Source organism: Psychrobacter glacincola (assembly GCF_965118485.1).
Taxonomy (GTDB): Bacteria; Pseudomonadota; Gammaproteobacteria; order Pseudomonadales; family Moraxellaceae; genus Psychrobacter; species Psychrobacter glacincola_D.
In genome coordinates this window covers 1-843 of record NZ_CBCPJH010000087.1, presented here as the reverse complement: position 1 = coordinate 843, position 843 = coordinate 1, and the positions used below count along the sequence as shown (strand labels likewise).

Annotated in this window: 2 protein-coding genes; both read right to left on the bottom strand. The window is 40.6% G+C overall.

The window, feature by feature from the left end:
- Window positions 1-5: 5 nt before the first annotated feature.
- Window positions 6-491 carry an IS630 family transposase gene (locus ACMHKH_RS14655; RefSeq protein ID WP_413521354.1) on the bottom strand — a complete coding sequence of 162 codons (486 nt, stop codon included), beginning with the start codon at window positions 489-491 and terminating at the stop codon, window positions 6-8.
- Between the two features lie 7 nt (window positions 492-498).
- The coding region (locus ACMHKH_RS14650; RefSeq protein WP_413521353.1) for an IS630 transposase-related protein at window positions 499-843 on the bottom strand (345 nt) is incomplete at its 5' end.

Sequence of the window (843 nt, the reverse complement as noted above, 5' to 3'; positions counted from 1 at the left end):
TATAGTCAGTTCAAAATAAAAATGTTATGGCTAGGGCAAATATCATAAAACAATTTGGATAAGTCGTTTTCCATCCATCCTTGGCGTAGAAACTTCACTTGAGCCCATTTCTTTTCAATAGGGTTCAAGTCTGGGCTGTACGGTGGCAGCCATAGAATTCGATGCCCGTGCCTGTTCAGTAGCTTTTGAATGCGTTTATTTTTGTGAAACCGAGCATTATCCATCACAATCACGCATTTTGTTTTAAGGCTTGGAATAAGTGTGAACTTGCACCAGTCGTAGAATATGCTGCTGTTGATGTTATGCTCAAAGTAATCAAGTGCAAACAGCATCTTTTCATACAGAGCACCGATAACGTTGATTCGCTTTTTACCTTGCCAATTGTAGCGATCAATACAAGGCTTACCAATCGGTGAATAACCATGAGAGCGAATGGTCTCGTGCTCAAAGCCGCTTTCATCCATATAAACGATGGGATAGCCTTGGTGCATGAAGCTATTAAGTTTGCTCTGATACTGTGCTCTTTTTATCAGACAGGCTTTTGGATGTTCCAAGGTCTTTTTTTTGACTAATGCCTAAGCGCTTTAGAGCATGATAAATGCCTGTTTTACTACAGTTTAGACGACGCGCTCGCTCATACTGGTAATCGTCAGGATGTTCTTTTACATCATTAAGTAGCACATCATCTGGTATTTTATAAGGCTTGGTTTGCCTGGTTGTTTTGCTATGAACACGCCGCTTCCAGTTTTGTATGGTGGTTGGGCTGAGATTGTAAAACTCAGATGCCTCGGTAAAGGTCATACCATCATCTAAGCTTTTTAGTACTTGTTTGCGAAAATCTAG

Excerpts from the sequence above, each read along its gene's own strand:
- ACMHKH_RS14655 (WP_413521354.1), bottom strand. The coding sequence starts at position 491 with ATGCACCAAGGCTATCCCATCGTTTATATGGATGAAAGCGGCTTTGAG.